A 17,086-nucleotide genomic window follows, 5' to 3' on the forward strand; every position below is an offset into this window, starting at 1 on the left:
CGCCCGTGGCGTGACCGTCGAACGCGTGCTCTCGGACAACGGGTCGGCCTACCGGTCTCACGCCTGGCGCGATACCTGCCTCGAGCTGGGGATCACCCCGAAACGGACTCGGCCTTACCGGCCGCAGACCAACGGCAAGATCGAACGGTTCCACCGCACGTTGGCCGAAGGCTGGGCCTATGCCCGTTTCTATCCCTGGGAAACCCTGCGTCGGGCCGCGTTACCGGGGTGGCTGCACTTCTACAATCACCATCGACCCCACAGCTCAACCGGCGGCAAGCCGCCGGTCACCCGGATGACCAACCTCCCCGGACATCACACCTAAAGCAGCGCCCTGACCCGCGCCGGGTCCGGTCCGTCCGGGCCGATCAGGACGACGGCGTCGTCGAAGCCCGCGTCCGCGTACTGCCGCAGGACCTCGCCCGTGGGGCCGAGGTCCCCGGAATCGGGCACCGGGACGGCGCACACGATCGCCCGGCGGCCGCCGGCGGCGCGGAACCGGGCGCAGGCGGCGATGATCTGGTCGGGGGTGCGGCGGTAAGCGGACGCCAGCCAGCCGTCGAACTCCCGGGCGGCCCGCTCGACGTTGGCGCCCCACGAGCCGAGGAGAAGCGGTGGCCGGCCGTGCGCAGGCGGTGGGGCGAGGTCCGCGCGCTCGTCCCGGCCGTGCTCCAGCAAGCCCCGCAACCGCGGCAGGTTCGCGGAGAAGGTCCGGAAGCGCGCGGCGAAGTCCCGGTTGAAAACGCCGTAGTCGGTGTCGGTCGACCCGGGGCTGAGGCCGAGCGTCAAGCGGTCGCCGCACACCGACATCAGCGACAGGATCCGGTGGGCGAGGTCGGCCGGGTGGTGCAGCGGGACCTGCACGGTGGCCGTGCCCAGCTCCACGTCCTCGGTGGCCGTGGCCGCGACCGCCAGCGTGACGAACGGGTCCGGCACCAGGAAGCCGCGCCCGATGATCTGCGGTGTCCACAGGCTCTCGAAACCCGCACCCGCCAGCCGTTTCGCCCGCTCGGCGAGCGCGATCGGCGGCCCGGGGGACAGGTCGGCCAGCGTCGCACCCAGGCGCATGTCAAAGCCCTCGTTCCGCCGCGAACCGCGCGTACCAGCGCAAGGCGTCCGGATCGTCCACCGACGCGATGTTCGCGGCCTTCGCAAGTTCCTTGCCACTCAACAGCTTCTTGATCGGGACCTCCAGCCGCTTGCCGCTCAGGGTGTGCGGCACGGCGGGCGCCTCGACGATCTCGTCCGGGACGTGCCGGTTGGTCAGGCGCGTCCGCAGCGTGGTGACGATCTTCTGCTTGAGGGCGTCGTCGAGCGTGTGCCCGGGCGCCGGAACCACGAACAATCCCAGCCAGTACCCGTCGTCGGGCAGGTCGACCCCGATCACCAGGGTCTCGGTGATCTCCGGCATCGTCTCCAGCACGTCGTAGAAGTCGCTGCTGCCGAGCCGGACGCCCTGGCGGTTGAGCGTCGAGTCCGAGCGGCCGTGGATGGCGACGCTGCCGTCGGCGTGCATCGTCACCCAGTCGCCGTGGCGCCACACCCCGGGCCACGTGTCGAAGTAGGACTCGGTGTAGCGAACCGCGTCCGGGTCGTTCCACAGGGACACCGGCATCGACGGCATCGGCTGGGTGAGCACGAGGTCGCCGACCGCGTCGACCACCGGCTCGCCGTCGTCGTCCCAGGCCGCGCCGTCGACGCCGGCGAGCCGGCCGCCGATGCGCCCCACCCGGACCGGGTCGTACTCACTGGCGCCGACGAACGAACCCGAAATGTCGGTGCCGCCGCTGGTCGAGTCGATCCGCAGCTCGGGGCTGACGTGCTCCATCACCCAGTGGTAACCGGCGGACGGCAACGCCGAACCGCTGACCATCACGTGCCGCAGCCGGCTCAGGTCGTGCCGCTCCCGGGGCGAGACGCCGGTGTTCGCCGTCGCGGTGATCACCGCGGCGCCGAGCAGCACGAGGTCCGCTCCGGTCCGGGCCGCGACCTCCCAGACCGCGCCCGGCGGGTGGTTGGGGCTGCCCTCGTACAGCGTGATGGCCGCGCCCTGGGTGAGCGCGCCCAGCTGCATGTTCCACAGCGCCCAGCCGGTGGAGGTGAAGGTGAACATCCGCTCGCCGGCGCGCAGCCCGCAGTACAGGCCGGACCACTTCAGGCCCTCCAGCGTGATACCGCCGTGGCCGTGCACCAGGCCCTTGGGCAGGCCCGTGGTGCCGGAGGTGAACAGCACCCACAACGGGTGGGAGAACTCGACCTGCTCGAACGCCGGTGGTTCGTCGCGCGCCAGCAGCTCGTCCCACGGGGTCGTGCCGTCGGGCCGCGGCCGGTCGAAGGCGTACGGGACGTGGACGACGTGCCGCAGCGTCGGAAGCTCTTCGCGCAGCCGCGCGACGACGTCGCCGCGGTCGATCTCCTTGCCGTTCCAGTGGTAGCCGTCCGCCGCGACGAGCACGGTGGGCTCGAGCTGGGCGAGGCGCCCGATGGCGCCGTCGGCGCCGAAGTCGGGGGAGCAGCACGCCCACACCGCGCCGACCGCGGCGGTCGCGAGGCAGGCGATCACGGCGTGCTCGGTGTTGGGCAGATAGGCGCCGACGCGGTCGCCGGGGCGCACTCCGGCCCGGCGCAGCCAGCCGGCCGCGGCCGCCACCGACCGCCGCAGGGCCTCGAAGGTGATCTCCCGGGCGGGCTGATCACCTTCTTGGACGCACACCAGCGCGGCGTCGTCCTCGGCCCCGGCGCGCAGCGCGTGTTCCGCCCAGTTGAGCCGGGCCCCGGGGAACCAGCGGGTGTGCGGCATCGGGTCGCCGGTGCGCACCCGCGTCCACGGCGTGCTGAAACCGACTTCGTAGTAGTCGACGATCGAGAGCCAGAACCGATCCAGGTCCTCGACCGACCACGCCCACAGCGCGTCGTGGTCGGGGAACGGCCGTCCCTCGCGCTTTTCCAGCCAGTTGAGGTACGCGCGCAGCGGGGAGTTCGCGATGCGGTCCGCCGTCGGGCTCCAGAGCACGTCCATCCGTGCAACATAGAGACCGTCCGCCTCGCTCCCCGGCACCGTTGACGGGGATTTGAGAATCGCGTGTGATCGAGTTGAGCCGGCCGGCGCACGCTCCCTTCGACGACGACGTCTCGAGGAGGCCGGACGCATGAAGCTCGCTCTCTACCTGCCCAACTTCCGCGATGAGGTGACCGTCAAGGAGCTGGAGGACCTCACGGCGCTGGCCGAGGACCTCGACTTCGACTCCGTCTGGACGCTCGACCGCATCGTCGTCCCGGAGACGTCCGACCGCGCGGAGCTGCAGTACCCGTTCGGCATGATGACCGACCTGCCCAACGCCCTGCCGGTCATCTCACGCGGCAAGTGGTTCCAGGGCATGACGTTGATCCCGTGGCTCGCCGCCAAGACGACCAAGGTGCGGATCGGGATGAGCATCATCGACACCCCGTACCGCTCGCCCGGCGTGCTCGCGGCCGAGCTCGCCACCCAGGACCACCTGTCGGGCGGGCGGCTCAACGTCGGCATCGGCTCCGGCTGGATGCCCGAGGAGTTCGCCGCCGCCAGCGTCCCGGAGCTGTTTCCGCGTCGGCACGCCCATGTGCGCGAGACGATCGAAATCATGCAGGGGATCTGGTCCAACGAGCTGTTCGAGTACCACGGCGAGTTCGCGGACTTCGAGCTCTCGGGCTTCGGGCACAAGCCGATCCAGCAGCCGCCGCCGATCTTCTTCTCCGGCCTCAAGGACCCGAAGCGCTCGGCCAAGCGCATCGCGAAGTACGGCCTGCAGGGCTGGATCGGCATCCAGGACTCCCCGGAGGACATCAAGCGCTGGAAGGGTGAGATGGAGCGGGAGCTGGGCGAGCTCGGCCGCGGGTTCCCCGACGGGTTCGAGATGTGCAGCATGATCTGGTTCGTCATCACCGACGAGCCGATGGACCAGACCCCGGCGGGCAAGGGCACCAATCTGCTGGCCGGCAGCGCCCAGCAGATCGAGGACATCCTCAAGCGCTACAAGGAAGCCGGGATGACGATGCCGCTGCTGTGGCCGCCGTTCCGCGACGTGCCGACGTCCAAGACGCTCGACGACCTCAAGCGGCTGACCGAGGAGATCATGCCGAAGGTCGACGCGGCTTAACGGGGCAGCCGCACCTCGACCGTCGTGCCTTGGCCCACGACGCTCGTCACCGCGAGCCGCCCGCCCATCGCCTCGGTGAGCCCCTTCGCGAGGGGCAGGCCGAGGCCGACACCCTGGTCGGTGTCCGCACCGAGCCGGTCGAACGGCGTGAACAGCCGCTCCAGGTCTTCGGGCGCGACACCCCGGCCGCTGTCCGCGACGGTCACGATCACCGCTTCGGCTTCGACGCGGGTGGTGATCGTGACCGTGCCGCCGGTCCGGTTGTAGCGCACGGCGTTGCCCGCGAGGTTGAGCAGGACCTGCTTGAGCCGGCGCTCGTCGCAGCGCACGGTGGCCGGCCCGCTCTCGTCGCGCAGGTGCACGCCTTCGGCGCCGGCGAGCGGTTCCAGCAGGTGCAGCACCTCGGCGACCACGCCCGCCACGTCGATCTCCGCCGGGTGCAGCGGCAGCGCGCGGGCCTCGATCCGGGCCACGTCGAGGACGTCGTCGACCATGGCCAGGATGTGCCCGGCCGCGTCGTTGATGTGCTCCAGCGCCGCGCGACGGCGTTCCGGCGGCAGGTCGAGCGAGCCCAGCAGCTCGGTGAACCCGGTGACGGCCTGCAGCGGCGTGCGCAGCTCGTGGCCGAGGGCGGCGACGAAGTCGGTCTTGGCCCGGCTGGCCTGCTCCGCGGCCTGGCGCGCCACCTCGGCCTCGCGCCGGCGCCGGCGTTCCCGCTCGGCCGCGCGTCGCTGGGTGACGTCGAGGACGTTCGCGATCAGCCGGACGGGACGGCCGTCGGGCCCGGCGACCGGCGACACCGAGACGACGAGGTCCAGCGTGCGCCCGTCGGGGTGGCTCAGCGTCGCTTCGTAGGGCGCGGCCGATTCCCCGGCCGGAGTCAGCAGCTCGTCGAGCCGGGCGCCGAGCAGCTCGTACTCCGTGCGCCCGAGCAGGTCCCGCAGCGCTTCGTTGGTCCGCGTCACGGCGCCGTCCGGCTCGGTGATGGCCATGCCGGTCACGTTGTCGTCGAAGGCACGCCGGAACCGCTCCTCGCTGTCGGCCAGCGCGCCGAAGAGCGTGTCGTGGTCGATCGCCACCGACGCCAGGTGGGTGAGCCGGTCGACGAGGTCGCGTTCGCGGGGCGCCGGCTGGTGGGTCCGCTCGTGGTAGACGGCGAAGGTGCCGACGACGCCGGCCCGGCCGCGGATCGGCGTCGACCAGCAGGACCGCAGCCGGTGCGCGCCGGCGAGCTCCCGGAACGGCACCCAGCGCGGGTCGGTCGTGACGTCCTCGGCGATCACCGGCACGCCCAGGAAGGCCGCCGCCCCGCAGGACCCGGCGTCGCGGCCGATGGGGAGGCCGTCGATGCCCTCGGACCAGGCCGCGGGCAGCGACGGCGCCGCGCCGTGGTGCAGCGTCGCCGACTCCGGGTCGAGCAGCAGGATCGAGCAGTGGCAGCCGGGCATCAGCCGTTCGAGGGTGGTCGCGACCTCGGTCAGCACCTCGGCCAGCGGCGCGCCGCCCGCGATCCGCTCCAGCACCCCGGACTGCGCCCGCAGCAGCGCCTCGGCGTCACCGACGGCCTCCTGGACCCCGGTCACGGCTCGAGCCGGTAGCCGACACCGCGGACGGTCCGCACGAGCCCCGGCCCGAGCTTCTGGCGCAGGCGGTGGACGTGCTCGGTGACGGTCGCTTCGCTCTGCCACTCGGCGGCGCTGGCCCAGACGGACTCGAGCAGCTGGGCGCGCGTGAACACCTGCCGCGGGTGCGCGGACAGGAAGGCCAGCAGGTCGAACTCCTTGGCGGTCGTGGTGATCTCGCGGCCGTCGAGGAAGACCTCGCGTGCGGCGTGGTCGATCCGCAGCCCGGCCGCGGTCACCGGCGGCGCCGGCGCGGCCCGCCGCAGCACCGAGCGCACGCGGGCGACCAGCTCGCCGGGGGAAAAGGGTTTCACCAGGTAGTCGTCGGCGCCCAGGTCGAGCCCCACGATCCGGTCGGTCTCGCCGCTGCGGCCCGACAGCACGATCACCGGCAACGCGGCCCCGCGCTCGCCGCTGCGCAGCCGCCGCAGCACGTCCAAGCCGCCGACGCCGGGCAGGGCGAGGTCGAGGATGACCAGGTCCAGCTGCTCACGCCCGATGGTCTCGAGGGCCCGCCGCCCGTCGGGCGCTTCGGCGACCCGGAACCCCTCGGCCTCCAGCTGCCACGTCACGACGGTCCGCACCCGCGGGTCGTCGTCGACGACCAGCACCAGCCGCCCGGTGGCCCCGCGCTTGCCGGGCAGCGTCGCAGGGGCGTCCATCGCGGCTCCTTCACCGGCGTCCGGCCGCCACGGCGCGGCCGTCATCCATCGTGCCTCACCTGCGGCGCAGTGGCCAGATCATCGGTGCCGTCGCCGCGCCGGCGGCCGGTTTCAGGTGCCGATCGCGAGCACGACGACGTCGTCGTCGTGGCCGCCCGGCTCCACCAGGTGCGCCAGCACCGCGTCGGCCACGGTCGCGGGTTCCTGGCCGGCGAGCCCGCTCAGGAACGCCGCCAGCCCGCGGATCGCTTGGTCGAAATCCTCGCCGCGGCGTTCGACGAGCCCGTCGGTGTAGAGGAAGACGAGGCTGCCCGGCTCCAGTGTCGTCCGCAGGTCCGTGCGCGGCCGGGTGCGGATGCCGAAGTGGCTGAAGAGGACGTCGTGGGCGGTCAGCACTTCGGTGCGGCCGCCCGGGTGGACCAGGATCGGCGGCGGGTGGCCCGCGTTGGTGGTCGTCAGGTCCCAGCGGCCGGCTTCGCCGCCGGGGTGGAGGTGGGCGTGCACAAGGGTGCCGGTCGCCGAAAGCTCGAGGCCGGTCAGCGCCGTTTCCAGGGCTTCGACCGTCTCCGCGGGGCCGGCGCCCGGCAGGTCCCACGCGGCCTGCCGCAGCATGCTGCGGACCTGCCCCATCAAGGTGGACGCGTGGACGTCGTGGCCGGTGATGTCGCCGACCGTCACGGCCAGGGCCGGCGCGCCGGGGAGGGGGACGGCGTCGTACCAGTCGCCGCCGACGGCTTCGTCCGCCTCCGACGGCCGGTACCGGGCCGCCATCCGCAGGCCGGGCACGGTCGGCAGGTCGGTGAGCATGGCTTCCTGCAGCTCGCGGGCCACGCCGATCCGGTGTTCCAGCTGACGGACGCGTTCCAGGGCCTGCGCGGTGTAGGTGGCGATGGTGCTGATCACGGCCCGCTCGGCGCTGTCGAGCTCGTGCGGCCGGTCCCAGCCGAGGGTGAGAACCCCGAGGACGTCACGGCTGCCGACCAGCGGCGCGCAGGCGGTGGCGTGCAGGCCCAGCTCGCGGTAGAGGCGGCCGATCGCGGGCGGGAACCCGGCTTCGATCGCGGCGGGGTCCTCGAAGCACAGCAGCCGCCGTTCCCGGAACGCCTTGGCGGTCGGCATGGCGGCGTCGGTGCGGTAGACCGCGAACTCGTCCGCGTCCGCGGTGGTGGTCCGGCCCGGCTGGGCCACCCGCCGCAGGGTGCCGTCCGGCTCGGCCACGACCAGCCCGACGTAGGACGGCCGGTGGTCCCCGGAGACGAGCCAGCTGACCTCGTGGCGGATCTGCTCCAGCGTCCGGGTCCCGGCCAGCGCCTGCGCGGCGCTGAGCAGGATCTCGTTGCGGGCGTGGGCCCGGTCGAGCTGGGAGGCCAGCTCGTCACTGCGGTCACGGTCGCGTTTGCCCTGCCGGGTGGCCAGGCGCAGGCGGATTTCGGTGACGCACATCGTGGCGAGGTCCGCCAGCGTCGAGATCTCGTCGTCGGTCCAGTTCCGCGGCCGGGTGTCGATCGCGCACAGCGAGCCGAGCACCTCGCCCCGGGTGTCGGTCAGCGGAATCCCCGCGTAGGCGACGACACCGAGATCGGGGATGGCCAGGTTGTCGCGGGTCAGCGCGGACGTGCGGGCGTCCGACAGCACGAGCGGCACCCCGGTGGCCACGACGTGCTGGCAGAACGAGTGGCTGAGCGGGGTCTGGCGCGCGGTCGCCCACGGTTCCGGGAGCCCCTGCATGCCGGGGAAGACCTGGCGGTCCGGTTCGACGAGGGAGACCAGCGCGACGGGGACCCGCAGCTGCACGCGGACCATGGCGGCGAACCGGTCCATCGCGCTGTCGGGCTGGGCGGACAGGCCGCTGTCGTGCAGGGCGTTCACCCGCGCCGGGTCGCACAGGACCAGGTCCGGCGACAGGGGAAGGGGTGCGTTGTCGTGCATCGGGCCCCCTCCCCGCGCCTCGATCGCCGCCCGGCCGGTCCGGAGCGCGAAGGCCAGGGTAGGTCGTGACGCCGGGTAAGTGCGTCACGACCGAATCACGGGGGGCTGGAGCGCGTCGGAGATGGGCGTGAGCCCGGCGATCAGCTCGTCGAGCTCGGCCACGCTGAGCACGTCGTACGCCGGTGCGGCCAGGTCGTCGGTGAGGACCTCGATCCGCGCCCTGAGCTCCCGGCCGGCGTCGGTGAACCCGCCGGCGGCGGCCACGAGGCCGCGGGCGCGCAGCCCGTCGACGACCGTGGTCAGCTGAGCGCGGGGCAGGTGGTGGATCCGGCCGAACTCCGCCGGCTTGATGCCGAGCGCGAGCGCGGTGAGGACGTGCGCCTCGGTGCCGCCGATGCCGTGGGCGAGGAGCAGGGCGTTGTGGCCGTCGCCGCGGTGCTCCCGCAGCAGCGTGGCCGCGTGCCAGATCCGGGCCACCGGCTCCTCGGGCACGTCGAGCGACCGGAGCCCGGCGTACAGCGCCCGGCCCTCGGCCGGCGCGCTGACGGCGGCCCGGGTGGCGAGGTCGGCGATCCGCACCAGGCCGGGGGAGCCGGCGAGCTCCCCGATCTGCTGCCGGATGGCGGCGGCGCTGCCCCGCTCGCGCACGGCGATCGCCTCCTCCGGGGTGATCTTCCCCCAGACCCACGGGATGTGGCGCGCCACCTCGCCGTCGGCGAAGTTGTAGAAGACGGCGTGCACCACCTCGGCCGGCGCCAGGCCCAGCGGCGCGGCGCGGCCCGCGAAGTACCCGTCCCAGTAGTTGCGCATGCCGACGGCCCGGAAGGCCTCGTCCGGCACCTCGGAGAAGGTGATGGTGCCGATCGCCTCGATCAGCTCGAACATGCGGTGGACCTTGGCCTGTGAATGCGGCATCGTCGGTGCCTCCTGCGGTCGTGGCCGCGCCCCTCGCGGGCGGGCTCCCACCCTGGCCACGAACGACGCGGCCCGGATTCGACAACTCCCGCCGATTTCGTTCCGCCGGGGACCGGACGCGGCGGCGTTATCGGCGCTCATGGTGAGCGGCGCGGCCGGGGCACGCCGTACCGGGCCGTGTTCACCGACCTGGCGGGCGCCACGGCCGCCCTGCACGCGGGGTGAGCCCTAGAGCCGGTCGGCGAGGGTCTTCGCCAGCGCGGTGTAGACGTCGTCGCGATGCGAGACCATATAGACGGTCGCGGTCCGGTTCTGGCCGTGGCTCCGCTTGCCGGTCATGACCAGAGCCTTGCTCTCGGCGTCGGCCAGTTCGCAGGAGATCGCGGCTTCCCCGATCCCGCGCAGGTTCGTCACGGGGCCGTGGCAGTCCTGTTTGGTGTTTTCGACCGACCGCACGGGAACGTAGTTGCGGGTCGCCGCCACGATCCAGAGGTCGAGCACCCAGGGCGTGTGGTACTTGCCCACGTAGCGGCACTGGAACTCGGTGCCGGGAACGTAGGTCGGGTCCGCCGGCTGCTCGGTCGCGACGAGGTCCTCGCTGGTGCCGAGCAGCACCTGCAGTTCCCCGGTGCCGAGGAACGGGCACGCGGCCGTCACCTTCGCGGGCGACACCAGCGGCGTGAACGGCGGGGTCGTCGGTTTTGTGGTGGCCGCCAGGGTCGTGGCCGGTCGCGTGGTGGTGGCCGTGGTCGTCGCCGGTGTGGGCGGCCCGGCAGGGGGTGGCGGGGCCGAGCAGGCGGCCGTGCCGGTCACGACCAGTGCGGCCGCGAAAACGGCCCCGAATCTCCCCATATCCCCAATCTAGCGCGAAACCGCCGCCGGGACGCCCGGCGAAGAGAGGGCACTCGCCAGCTCGGCGGGATGGGTGAGCGGCAGCAGGTGGTTCGCTCCCGCGATCGTCGTGACACGGGCGTCCGGCAGCGCGGCCGCCAGGCGACCGATCAGCCGGTGGGTCGGGCCGGGGCTGTCCCCGCCCTGGACGAGCAGGACCGGGGCGGTGATCCGGGCCGGGTCCGGCGGTGTCCACCGGCCGATGGCGGGAACTTCGTTGGTGAAGAAGAACTCCGCGTCCCGTTCGGCGCGGGCGAGGCCGTCCTCGCCGAGGACGCCGGTGAGCACCGCGCGGTAGTCATGGCCGCAGACGACGGAGTTGAACGTGTCGAACGCCGCCGGGATGTCACCGCGCGCGGCGGCGGCCATGGCTCCGCCCAGCGCCGCGCCGACCGTGCGCCGCACTTCGGCGAGGTCGGCCGGGGCCGGCAGCTCGTCGACCAGCGGCGGCTCGGACAACACCAGGCGGGCCACGAGATCCGGGCGGTCGAGGGCGAGCTGGAGCGCGATCGCGCAGCCGGAGGAGTGGCTGACCACCGTGGCCGGCCCGGTACCGAGGCGATCGAGCAGCGCCGCGGCGTGGGCCGCGTGCCCGGCGAGCTCGATCGGCTCGCGCACGCGGCCCATGCCGCCGGTGTACCCCGCGCGCAGCATCCGGATCACCCGGCCACCGAGGAGCCCGGCCAGTGGCTCGAACCACGCGCCGAACACGCCGGCGTGCACGAGCAAGGTGGTGTCCCCGGCCCCGGTGTCCGTCCAGCCGATGCTGGCGCCGTCGATCGTCGTGGTGTTCATCGCTCGTCCCTTCAGTTCGCGTAGAGCCGGATCTCGATGCCGTCGGGGTCGTGCAGGCCGACCAGCACTTTTCCGCCCTGGTGGCCGGTCACGACGCCGCCGTGGGGTTCGCCGGCCTCGTCCAGTGCGGCCTTCCACGTCTCGACCTCCGCCCGGGACGGCACGAGCAGGGCCAGGGCGTCGAAGCCGGACAACGCCTGGGCACGGGCGGGATCGTGGCGCAGCGCGAGCTGCGAGCACCCCTCCCGCCGCAGGGCCACGCCCCGGACTTCGCCGTCTTCGACGAACTCGATCGCCACCTCGAAGCCCAGCACCCGCTGGTACCAGGCGCGGCTGCGGGCGACGTCGCCCGCACCCGGGCGACCCGGCGGCGGATCGTGGACGCGGCGGCCGACCTGTTCGTCGCCGACGGCTACACGGCGACCACGCTCGAACAGATCGCGAAACGGGCCGAAGTGGCCGTGCAGACGGTGTACTTCCACTTCGGCAACAAGCGGACGGTGCTCAAGGAAGCCGTCGACCTCGCCGTCGTGGGAGACGACGCACCCGTCGGCATCCTCGGCCGTCCGTGGCTGGAGGAGGCCCGGGCCGAGCGGGATCCGCGGCGGGTCATCGAACTGTGGACGGCCTACGGCCGCGGCATCATGACGCGGGTCGGCCCGATCATGCGGGTCGTGCGCGACGCCGCCGTCGTCGACCCCGACATGGCCGCCCAGTGGACGGCGAACATGTCCCAGACCGCGACCGCGTTCGGTGTCCTGGCCGAGCAGCTCGACGGTCTGTCCGCGCTGCGCGTGCCGGTCGGTGAGGCCGTGGACATCCTGTGCGCGCTGTCCGGGCTCGAGATGTACCTCGTGCTCGGTGACCGCGGCTGGAGCCCGGACCGGTGGGAGCGGTTCGTCGTCGAATCGCTCGCCCACGCGTTGCTGAAGTCGGCTCAGGGCGCGGGTTCCTGAGCCGGTCGCCGCCGATGATCTCGAGCACGCAGCCCTCCGCGCGATCTTGATCACTCCCGGCGCCGGCCGCCCGCGCCGGTCACGCATGATGCTCGGAGATGGTTGAAGACTTCCGGCTGCGCTCGGTCGCCGCGGCGGCGTACGGGCCGGCGGCCCTGTTCGGGCTGTCGGAGGGCGCCGTGCTGCCGGTCGTCGCGCTGAGCGCGATCGACCGCGGGGCGAGCACTCCGACGGCCGCGCTGATCGCCGCGCTGCTCGGTGTCGGGTCGCTGGCCGCGAACATCCCGGCCGGGATGCTCGCGACCCGGTTCGGCGAACGCCGGTCGATGCTCCTGGCGGCGGCCGTCATGGTCGCCGGCGTCCTGACCTGCCTGGTCGACCTGGGCCGCGGGCCGGCGTCACTCCTGCTCTACGGCGGCGGGATCCTGCTGATCGGGGCGGCGAGCGCGGTCTACGGCCTGGCCCGGCAGTCGTACCTGACCGAGATCGTGCCGGCGCACATGCGCGCCAGGGCGTTGTCGACGCTGGGCGGGAGCATGCGGGTGGGCGTGTTCCTCGGGCCGTTCGCCGGGGCCGGGGCGATGCAGTTCGCCGGGCTGCCCGGCGCGTACTACGTGAGCCTGGTCGCGATCGTGGCGGCCGGCGCGCTGGTGTTCCGGGTACCCGACCTGGAGGTCACCGCCGGCGACCGGGCGGACGCGTCCGCCGTCACGACGCGGGGGATGCTGCGGCAGCGGTGGCGGGTGTACGCGACGCTGGGGTTCGGGATCCTGCTGCTGTCGGCGATCCGGCAGACCCGCCAGACGGTCGTGCCGCTGTGGGCGGCGCACATCGGGCTGTCGCCGACGACCAGCTCGATCATCTACGGCGTCGCCGGCGCCGTCGACGCGCTGACGTTCTATCCGGCGGGGAAGGTGATGGACCGCCACGGCCGCCGCTGGGTGGCCGTGCCCGCCACGCTCGTGCTGGGCGTTTCGTTCGTCGTCATGCCGTTCGCGGGCGGCGCGGTTTCGCTGGTGGTGGCGGCCATGGTGATGGGCTTCGGCAACGGGATCGGCTCGGGCATCGTGATGACGCTCGGCGCCGACGTGTCGCCGCGCGTGGGACGCCCGACGCACCTCGGCATCTGGAACGAACTGGCGGACATCGGCAGCGGGGTCGGCCCCCTGGTCCTGTCCGCGGTGACCGCCCTGGCCGGCCTGGGCGCCGGAATCGTGGCGAGCGGCCTGGTCGGCTTCGCGGCGGCCGGCGCGCTGTGGCGATGGATACCGCGCACCCGCCCGGACAGCTGACCCATCGTCGATCCCGCGGCGGGGCCCTTGCGCCATCGGTATTCAGCGTTACTATGTACCGGTAGTCAATGTCATTGAGTAGTGAGCGAGGTGCCCGTGGGCAAGCAGGTGACGGAGATGCTCAAGGGGGTGCTGGAGGGCATCGTCCTGGCGATCCTGTCCGGCCGGGCCGCCTACGGCTACGAGATCACCGCGTGGCTGCGCGACCAGGGCTTCTCCGACATCGCCGAGGGGACGGTCTACGCGCTGCTCGTGCGGGTCGAACAGCGCGGCTTCGTCGACGTCGAGAAGGTCCCGTCCGAGAAGGGACCGCCGCGCAAGGTCTATTCGCTCAACGCACTGGGACAGCAGCAGCTCGAAGAATTCTGGAAGACCTGGAGTTTCCTCGCGCACCGGCTCGAGCAGCTCCGTGAAGGGGGCGACCGACCATGAAGATTTCGGATATCACTGCGAGGGTGATCGGCGACAAACGGCGCTGGCGGGCCTACAAAGCGCGCACCAAAAGGCTTCCCGAGAACTACCGCCTGGCGGTCGACGCCCTGGAGCGGTACCTGATGTTCTTCGGCGCGGCGGACGGCGCCAGTGCGGCCACGATGTTCGAGGACCTGGCCGACCTGTTCGAACGGGCCGCGGCGGACGGGACGCCGATCCGCGAGATCGTCGGCGAGGACCCCGTGGACTTCGTCGAGGCGTTCATCCAGAACTACACCAAGGGCGGCTGGGTCATCCGGGAGCGGGACCGGCTGACCAACGGCATCAAGCGCGCGGAAGAAGCGACCGGGGAGGCCCGGTCATGACGGCCCCGGCGATCCACGTGCGCGGCCTCGAGAAGTCGTACAAGACACTGCGCGTCCTGCGTGGTGTGGACTTCGAAGTGGCGCGCGGCAGCATCTTCGCCCTGCTCGGCTCGAACGGCGCGGGCAAGACGACCGTCATCAGGATCCTGTCGACGCTCCTCAAGCCCGACGCGGGGACGGCCGGCGTCAACGGCTTCGACGTCGCCACGCAGGCCGAGGACGTCCGGGCGTCGTTCAGCCTCACCGGGCAGTTCGCGGCCGTCGACGAGATCCTCAGCGGCCGGGAGAACCTGGTGCTGGTGGCCCGGCTGCGGCACCTGAAGGGCCCGGGCCGGATCGCGGACGACCTGCTCGAGCGGTTCTCCCTGACCGACGCGGCGGCGCGGAAGGCGGCGACGTACTCCGGGGGCATGCGCCGCCGTCTCGACATCGCGATGAGCCTCGTCGGGAACCCGCCGGTCGTCTTCCTCGACGAGCCGACGACCGGGCTCGACCCGCAGGGGCGCCTCGAGGTGTGGCAGGCCGTCAGGGAACTCGCCGGGCGAGGCACCACCGTGCTGCTCACGACGCAGTACCTGGACGAGGCCGAGCACCTCGCCGACCGGATCGCGATCCTGCACGAGGGCCGGATCATCGTGAACGGCACCCTCGCCGAGCTCAAGCGGCTGCTCCCACCGGTCAAGGTCGAGTACGTCGAGAAGCAGCCGACGCTGGAAGACGTCTTCCTCGCCCTCGTCGGCACCGAAGCGAGAGAGGAGCACTGATGACCAAGCACTTCTTCGGGGACACCACTGTCCTGTTGGGACGGTCGCTGCGCCACATCACGCGCAGCGCCGACACCATCATCACGACCGCGATCATGCCGATCGCCATGTTGCTGCTGTTCGTCTACGTGTTCGGCGGCGCGATCAAGGCCGGCTCGGATTCGTACGTGAACTACCTGCTGCCCGGCATCCTGCTCATCACCGTCGCCTCGGGCATCTCCTACACCGCGTTCCGGCTCTTCCTGGACCTGAAGAACGGCATCTTCGAGCGGTTCCAGTCCATGCCGATCGCGCGGTCGTCCGTGCTGTGGGCGCACGTGCTGACGTCGCTGGTCGCCAACCTGATCTCGCTCGTGGTCGTCGTGGGTGTCGCACTGCTCATGGGTTTCCGGTCGGGAGCGGGCATCGGGGCGTGGCTCGCGGTGCTCGGCGTCCTGCTGCTGTTCACCCTGGCGCTGACGTGGCTCGCGGTCATCCCGGGCCTCACCGCGAAGTCCGTGGACGGCGCCAGCGCGTTCTCCTACCCGCTGATCTTCCTGCCGTTCCTCAGCTCCGCGTTCGTGCCCACCGGCACGATGCCCGGCCCGGTGCGCGCCTTCGCCGAGCACCAGCCGGTGACGTCGATCGTCAACGCACTGCGCAGCCTGCTCACCCAGCAGCCGGTCGGTGCCGACCTCGGGATCGCGCTGGCCTGGTGCGCCGGCATCTTGGTCGTCGCGTATGTCTTCGCGACCATCACCTACCGCCGCAAGCTCTCGTGAAAACCCGGTGGGCGGTGGCGGCCGCCGCCCTGCTGACCGGCGTGACCGCGCCGGCGGCCTTCGCGGGGCAGGGACGTCCGGAGCTGCGGGAGACGATCCAGTCGATCGTCGACTCCGGGTTCACCGGGGTGCAGCTGCGCGTGCACGACCCTCGTGGTGACTGGACCGGCAGCGCCGGGGTGCGCGAGCTGGGGGAGACGGCGAAGCCGCCGACGGACGGGCGGTTCCGGATCGGCAGCGCCACCAAGACGTTCACCGCGACCGCGGTGCTGCAGCTGGTGGCCGAGGGCCGGATCGGGCTGGACAGCCCGGTGGCCGCCTCCCTGCCCGAGTTCGGGTTCGACCGGCGGATCACGGTGCGGATGCTGCTGCAGCACACCAGCGGGCTGGTCGACTACACCGGCGACCGCTACCCCGACGGGACGGTCGTACCGGGAATTCCCTGGTCGGGCCGGGAGTGGGTGGACAACCGGTTCCGCACCTACCGGCCGCAGGACCTGGTGCGGCTCGCCGTGGCCAAGCCGGGGCGGTTCGCGCCGGGCTCGGACTGGAGCTACTCCAACACCAACTACGTCGTGGCCCGGCTGCTGATCGAGAAGGTCACCGGCCGGTCGTACGCCGAGGTCGTGCAGCGGCGGATCCTGCGGCCGCTCGGGCTGCGGGACACCGTGGTGGTCCCCGGCACCTCCGTGGACGTCCCCGGCCCGCACGCCCACGGTTACTACCGCTACCCGGACGCCGGGACGTGGAAGACCGTCGACATCACCCGCCAGAACCCCTCCTGGATCTCCAGCGCCGGGGAGATCATCTCGACCACCCGGGACCTCGGCACGTTCCTCGCCGCGCTGACGGGCGGGAAGCTCCTCCCGGCCCCGCTGCTGGCCGAGATGCTCAAGCCGCACCCGACGCCCGATCCGTCGAGCGACTACGGCCTCGGACTGTTCGAGCTGCACGCGGACGCCAACTGCAGCGGCACCGTGCTGCTCAACCACAACGGCGGCGTCCAGGGTTACGGGACGCTGATGTACGGCACCCCCGACGGCAGCAGGACCCTGGAAGCCTCGATCACCTACGTGGACACCGGAACCGTGCCGGCGGACGTGTACCGGAAAGCGGTACAGCGCCTTGTCAGGGACGAGTTCTGCGACGAGTGACCCGGGTCACCCGCACCTGCGACGTCCTCTGGGAGAGCAGTGTTGTCGTAGTGGATCATCGCTGCGCGGGTGGCCACCACGTAACCCCAGGTAACCAAACCGATCACGACCGCAGCGATGGCGAGAGTGACCCATAGCGCCGGGCGGCCCCTGTCCACGCCGAAGGTGATGAGCACCGCGATACCGCCGGTGGCCAGCACGAAGACGAACAACGACAACACCGCCCAGAGCAACGCGACCGGCCAGGCCGCGCCGAAGCCGGTGGGATGGCCGCGGACAGCCAGCTGGAACGCCCCCAGCCCCCACAGGCAACACAGGACGAGTGCGACGAACGTGAACCCGGCCCCGACCAGGATGCGCCTCCACACTCGCCGCACCGACATGGTGCTCTGTCTAGCCGAGGCACCACACG

The 17,086-nt window shown here is 72.2% G+C and carries 19 protein-coding genes; 9 read left to right on the forward strand and 10 right to left on the reverse strand.

The window, feature by feature from the left end:
* The coding region (locus ACGFMK_RS32950) for an integrase core domain-containing protein (protein ID WP_392771571.1) at nt 1-325 on the forward strand (325 nt) is incomplete at its 5' end.
* Here ACGFMK_RS32950 and ACGFMK_RS32955 read toward each other — a convergent pair.
* Both ACGFMK_RS32955 and ACGFMK_RS32960 read right to left on the reverse strand, forming a co-directional pair.
* Nucleotides 322-1,068 (reverse strand): LLM class flavin-dependent oxidoreductase, encoded by a 747-nt coding sequence (locus ACGFMK_RS32955; RefSeq protein ID WP_392771573.1) that lies wholly within the window; start codon nt 1,066-1,068, stop codon nt 322-324. The genes ACGFMK_RS32950 and ACGFMK_RS32955 overlap by 4 nt on opposite strands.
* A 1-nt stretch (nt 1,069) precedes the next feature.
* Entirely contained in the window at nt 1,070-3,019 is a 1,950-nt protein-coding gene (locus ACGFMK_RS32960) for an acetoacetate--CoA ligase (protein ID WP_392771576.1), read from the reverse strand.
* 130 nt (nt 3,020-3,149) lie between these two features.
* Here ACGFMK_RS32960 and ACGFMK_RS32965 point away from each other — a divergent pair, with 130 nt between their 5' ends.
* Nucleotides 3,150-4,136, forward strand: a complete 987-nt coding sequence (locus ACGFMK_RS32965) for an LLM class flavin-dependent oxidoreductase (protein WP_392771579.1) — start codon at nt 3,150-3,152, stop codon at nt 4,134-4,136.
* Here the strand turns inward: ACGFMK_RS32965 and ACGFMK_RS32970 are convergent.
* The 7 genes from ACGFMK_RS32970 to ACGFMK_RS33000 all read right to left on the reverse strand — a co-directional run bounded on the left by ACGFMK_RS32970 (nt 4,133) and on the right by ACGFMK_RS33000 (nt 11,432).
* Complete coding sequence (locus tag ACGFMK_RS32970) at nt 4,133-5,719, reverse strand: ATP-binding protein (RefSeq protein ID WP_392771582.1); 1,587 nt, start codon at nt 5,717-5,719, stop codon at nt 4,133-4,135. The genes ACGFMK_RS32965 and ACGFMK_RS32970 overlap by 4 nt on opposite strands.
* On the reverse strand, nt 5,716-6,420 hold the full coding sequence (locus ACGFMK_RS32975) for a response regulator transcription factor (protein ID WP_392771584.1): 705 nt from the start codon (nt 6,418-6,420) through the stop codon (nt 5,716-5,718). The genes ACGFMK_RS32970 and ACGFMK_RS32975 overlap by 4 nt, the downstream gene beginning before the upstream one ends.
* Before the next feature lie 111 nt (nt 6,421-6,531).
* Nucleotides 6,532-8,349 carry a SpoIIE family protein phosphatase gene (locus tag ACGFMK_RS32980; protein ID WP_392771586.1) on the reverse strand — a complete coding sequence of 606 codons (1,818 nt, stop codon included), beginning with the start codon at nt 8,347-8,349 and terminating at the stop codon, nt 6,532-6,534.
* Between the two features lie 84 nt (nt 8,350-8,433).
* A complete protein-coding gene (locus ACGFMK_RS32985) occupies nt 8,434-9,264 on the reverse strand; it encodes a MarR family winged helix-turn-helix transcriptional regulator (RefSeq protein ID WP_392771588.1) in 831 nt (276 codons plus the stop codon).
* A 228-nt stretch (nt 9,265-9,492) separates the two neighbouring features.
* A complete protein-coding gene (locus ACGFMK_RS32990; protein WP_392771591.1) occupies nt 9,493-10,116 on the reverse strand; it encodes a hypothetical protein in 624 nt (207 codons plus the stop codon).
* Nucleotides 10,117-10,125: 9 nt separating this feature from the next.
* The gene (locus ACGFMK_RS32995; RefSeq protein ID WP_392771593.1) at nt 10,126-10,950 is read right to left on the reverse strand and encodes an alpha/beta fold hydrolase; all 825 of its coding nucleotides are present in this window, start codon (nt 10,948-10,950) and stop codon (nt 10,126-10,128) included.
* A gap of 11 nt (nt 10,951-10,961) precedes the next feature.
* Nucleotides 10,962-11,432, reverse strand: coding sequence for a VOC family protein (locus ACGFMK_RS33000; protein ID WP_392771597.1), 471 nt, complete (start codon nt 11,430-11,432; stop codon nt 10,962-10,964).
* On the opposite strand from ACGFMK_RS33000, the gene ACGFMK_RS33005 reads away from it, so the two are divergent.
* From ACGFMK_RS33005 to ACGFMK_RS33035, 7 genes are all read left to right on the forward strand, one after another.
* Nucleotides 11,328-11,906 (forward strand): TetR/AcrR family transcriptional regulator, encoded by a 579-nt coding sequence (locus ACGFMK_RS33005; protein ID WP_392771600.1) that lies wholly within the window; start codon nt 11,328-11,330, stop codon nt 11,904-11,906. The two genes, ACGFMK_RS33000 and ACGFMK_RS33005, sit on opposite strands and share 105 nt — an antisense overlap.
* A 98-nt stretch (nt 11,907-12,004) precedes the next feature.
* A complete protein-coding gene (locus tag ACGFMK_RS33010; RefSeq protein WP_392771602.1) occupies nt 12,005-13,198 on the forward strand; it encodes an MFS transporter in 1,194 nt (397 codons plus the stop codon).
* Between the two features lie 96 nt (nt 13,199-13,294).
* A complete protein-coding gene (locus tag ACGFMK_RS33015) occupies nt 13,295-13,630 on the forward strand; it encodes a PadR family transcriptional regulator (RefSeq protein ID WP_392771700.1) in 336 nt (111 codons plus the stop codon).
* Between the two features lie 23 nt (nt 13,631-13,653).
* Entirely contained in the window at nt 13,654-13,995 is a 342-nt protein-coding gene (locus tag ACGFMK_RS33020) for a DUF1048 domain-containing protein (RefSeq protein WP_392771605.1), read from the forward strand.
* A complete protein-coding gene (locus ACGFMK_RS33025) occupies nt 13,992-14,759 on the forward strand; it encodes an ABC transporter ATP-binding protein (RefSeq protein ID WP_392771608.1) in 768 nt (255 codons plus the stop codon). The genes ACGFMK_RS33020 and ACGFMK_RS33025 overlap by 4 nt, the downstream gene beginning before the upstream one ends.
* Entirely contained in the window at nt 14,759-15,520 is a 762-nt protein-coding gene (locus ACGFMK_RS33030; protein WP_392771610.1) for an ABC transporter permease, read from the forward strand. Before ACGFMK_RS33025 ends, ACGFMK_RS33030 begins: the two co-directional genes overlap by 1 nt.
* Nucleotides 15,517-16,674 (forward strand): serine hydrolase domain-containing protein, encoded by a 1,158-nt coding sequence (locus ACGFMK_RS33035; protein ID WP_392771613.1) that lies wholly within the window; start codon nt 15,517-15,519, stop codon nt 16,672-16,674. Before ACGFMK_RS33030 ends, ACGFMK_RS33035 begins: the two co-directional genes overlap by 4 nt.
* Here the strand turns inward: ACGFMK_RS33035 and ACGFMK_RS33040 are convergent.
* On the reverse strand, nt 16,590-17,057 hold the full coding sequence (locus ACGFMK_RS33040) for a hypothetical protein (RefSeq protein ID WP_392771615.1): 468 nt from the start codon (nt 17,055-17,057) through the stop codon (nt 16,590-16,592). The genes ACGFMK_RS33035 and ACGFMK_RS33040 overlap by 85 nt on opposite strands.
* Nucleotides 17,058-17,086: the final 29 nt, after the last annotated feature.

This window comes from Amycolatopsis sp. NPDC049252 (genome assembly GCF_043197175.1).
Classification (GTDB): domain Bacteria; phylum Actinomycetota; class Actinomycetes; order Mycobacteriales; family Pseudonocardiaceae; genus Amycolatopsis.